The 3,356-nt window shown below is 70.1% G+C and carries 3 protein-coding genes; all 3 read left to right on the top strand.

Annotated elements, in window-relative coordinates; translation table 11 throughout:
* A partial coding sequence (locus ACTOQ1_RS42690) for a substrate-binding domain-containing protein (protein ID WP_440074296.1) occupies positions 1 to 1,028 on the top strand: 1,028 nt, incomplete at its 5' end.
* The gene (locus ACTOQ1_RS42685; RefSeq protein ID WP_440074294.1) at positions 1,028 to 2,224 is read left to right on the top strand and encodes a Gfo/Idh/MocA family protein; all 1,197 of its coding nucleotides are present in this window, start codon (positions 1,028 to 1,030) and stop codon (positions 2,222 to 2,224) included. The genes ACTOQ1_RS42690 and ACTOQ1_RS42685, both read left to right, overlap by 1 nt.
* 120 nt (positions 2,225 to 2,344) lie before the next feature.
* The gene (locus ACTOQ1_RS42680; RefSeq protein WP_440074292.1) at positions 2,345 to 3,352 is read left to right on the top strand and encodes a sugar phosphate isomerase/epimerase family protein; all 1,008 of its coding nucleotides are present in this window, start codon (positions 2,345 to 2,347) and stop codon (positions 3,350 to 3,352) included.
* The last annotated feature ends 4 nt before the right edge of the window (positions 3,353 to 3,356 follow it).

The raw sequence follows: 3,356 nt of genomic DNA, 5'->3' as shown, positions 1-3,356 counted from the left end.
TCGGCGGTGCGGTCATCGGTGCGGGTGCGCTGGTGACGGCGTGCACGGGCAACGAGGCCCCGGCCCCGGCGGCGGCCTCGGCGCCGGCCCCGGCTCCGGCCGCGACCGGCGGCAACGACGCCCCCGGCGACAAGGTCGTCATCGGCTTCTCCGCGCCCGCGGCCGACCACGGCTGGATCGCCGCGATCGCCAAGAACGCCGAGGCCGCGGCCAAGGAGTACTCCGACATCGAGTTCAAGCCGGTCGAGCCGACCAACGACATCAACGCGCAGATCTCCGCCGTGGAATCGCTGATCGCGGCCAAGGTCTCCGCGCTGGTGATCTTGCCCAACGACGGCCAGCAGCTCAACCAGATCGCCCGCCAGGCCTCCGACGCCGGCATCCCGGTGATCAACCTGGACCGGATCTTCCCCGACAAGCTCTCCTACCGCACCTGGATCGGCGGCGACAACTACGGCATGGGCGTGGCGGCCGGCCACTACATCGGCAAGAAGCTCAAGGACAAGGGGGTGGCCAACCCGGTGATCCTGGAGATCCAGGGCATCGCCACCCTGCCGCTGACCCAGGACCGCAGCAAGGGCTTCGAGGACGCGCTGAAGACCTACGGCTTCAGTGTGACGGCCAAGCAGGACGCGCAGTTCACCGTGGAGTCGGGCACCAAGGTCGCGGCGAACCTGATGCAGGCGCACAAGAAGATCGACGCGATCTGGAACCACGACGACGACCAGGGCATCGGCGTGCTGGCCGCGATCAAGGAGGCCGGGCGCAGCGAGTTCTTCATGGTCGGCGGCGCCGGCTCGGCCAACGCGATGCGCGACATCCAGGCCGGGTCGGGGGTGCTGGAGGCCACCGTGACCTACAGCCCCACCATGGCCTCCTCGGCGATCAAGCTGGCCCGCCTGATCGCGCAGGGCAAGGGCATGAGCGACCTGGTGGAGAACCAGGTGCCCCAGTCGATCACCCTGGCCTCCGAGACCATCACCAAGGAGAACGTGGCCGAGTACCTGCCGTTGGGATTCGAGTCTTGATGAATCAGTCTGACAGGCCGAGCCTGGGGATCGGCATGGTCGGGTACGCCTTCATGGGCCGGGTGCACTCCCAGGCCTGGCGCAGCGTGTCGGCGTTCTTCGACCTGCCGGCCCGGCCGGTGATGGCCGCGGTCTGCGGCCGCTCGGCCGCCGGGACGGCGGCGGCGGCCGAGCAGATGGGCTGGGCCGCCACCGAGACCGACTGGCGCAAGCTCATCGCCCGCGACGACGTGGACGTGGTCGACATCTGCACGCCGGGCGACTCGCACGCCGAGATCGCGATCGCCGCGCTGGAGGCCGGCAAGCACGTGTTGTGCGAGAAACCCCTGGCCAACACCGTCGCCGAGGCCGAGGCGATGGCGGCGGCGGCCCGTGCGGCGGCCGAGCGGGGGGTGTATGCGATGGTGGCGTTCAACTACCGCCGGGTGCCGGCCATCGCCCAGGCCGCCCGCTGGGTGGCCGAGGGCCGCCTGGGACAGATTCGCCACGTGCGGGCCCAGTACCTGCAGGACTGGATCGTCGATCCGGACTTCCCGCTGGTGTGGCGGCTGCAGAAGAACCTGGCCGGCTCCGGCGCGCTGGGTGACATCGGCGCGCACATCATCGACACCGCGCAGTTCATCACCGGCCAGCGCCTGACCCAGGTGTCCGGGCTGACCGAGACCTTCATCACCCAGCGGCCCGTCGCCGAGGCCTCGGCCGGACTGTCGGCCGACACGGGCACCGGCTCGGGGGCGGAGATGGGCGAGGTCGACGTCGATGACGCGGCCCTGTTCATCGGCCGTCTCAGCGGTGGCGCGCTGGCGTCGTTCGAGGCGACCCGGTTCGCCACCGGCCGCAAGAACGCGCTGCGGATCGAGGTCAACGGCTCGAAGGCGAGCGTGGCCTTCGACTTCGAGGCGATGAACGAGCTGTGGTTCCACGACCACGCCGCGCCGGCCGAGGAGGCGGGGTTCCGCCGGGTGCTGGTCACCGAGGCCGGGCACCCGTACGCGGGGGCGTGGTGGCCGCCGGGCCACGGCCTGGGCTATGAGCACACCTTCACCCACGAGGTGAAGGACTTCGTCGAGGCGATCACCGCCGGCATCGCCCCGACCCCGTCGTTCGACGACGGACTGAACGTCCAGCGCGTGCTGGAAGCGGTCGAGCGCAGCGCCGCCGACCACAGCCGTCTCACGGCGATCGAGGAGGTATGACGGAGCCCGCCATCCGTGGGGCGCACACCCCATGAGCGGGCCCCGTCACCCGGGTGGTGTGCGCGCGAACTGAGCTCGCGCACACACCACCCGGCTCACAATCTGCGACATGGAGGACATATGAGCAGGCCGATCACCTTGTTCACCGGCCAGTGGGCCGACCTGCCGTTCGAGGAGGTCTGCCGCCTGGCCTCGGGCTGGGGGTACGACGGTTTGGAGATCGCCTGCTGGGGCGACCACTTCGAGGTCGACAAAGCCCTCAGCGACGACGACTACATCCCCCGCAAACAGGAACTGCTCGCCAAGCACAACCTGTCGGTCTACACCATCTCCAACCACCTGGTCGGCCAGGCCGTCTGCGACAACCCCATCGACGCCCGCCACCAGGGCATCCTGCCCGCCCGCATCTGGGGCAACGGCGACCCCGAACAGGTCCGCCGCAACGCCGCCGAAGAGATCAAGAACACCGCCCGCGCCGCCGCCAAACTCGGCGTCGACACCGTGGTCGGCTTCACCGGATCCTCCATCTGGCACACCGTGGCCATGTTCCCGCCGGTACCCCCCCAGATGATCGAGGACGGCTACGCCGACTTCGCCGACCGCTGGAACCCCATCCTCGACGTCTTCGACGAGGTCGGCGTCCGCTTCGCCCACGAGGTCCACCCCAGCGAGATCGCCTACGACTACCACACCACCATGCGCACCCTGGAGGCCATCGGCCACCGCCCCGCGTTCGGCCTGAACTGGGACCCCTCCCACATGGTCTGGCAGGAGATCGACCCGGTCGCCTTCATCCTCGACTTCGCCGACCGCATCTACCACGTCGACTGCAAGGACGCCAAGGTCCGCACCGGCGACGGCCGCCGCGGCCGGCTCGCCTCCCACCTGCCCTGGGCCGACCTGCGCCGCGGCTGGGACTTCGTCTCCACCGGACGCGGCGACGTGCCCTGGGAGGACTGCTTCCGCGCCCTCAACGCCATCGGTTACGCCGGACCCATCTCCATCGAGTGGGAGGACGCCGGCATGGACCGCCTCGTCGGCGCCCCCGACGCGCTGGCCGTGATCCGCAAGCTCAACGCCATCACCCCGCCCGCCACCGCCTTCGACGCCGCCTTCTCCTCGGACTGAACCC

This window comes from Streptosporangium sp. OZ121, from assembly GCF_051918885.1.
GTDB lineage: Bacteria > Actinomycetota > Actinomycetes > Streptosporangiales > Streptosporangiaceae > Streptosporangium.
The sequence above is the reverse complement of the archived record's forward strand: the minus strand, read 5'-3'. Positions and strand labels throughout refer to the sequence as shown.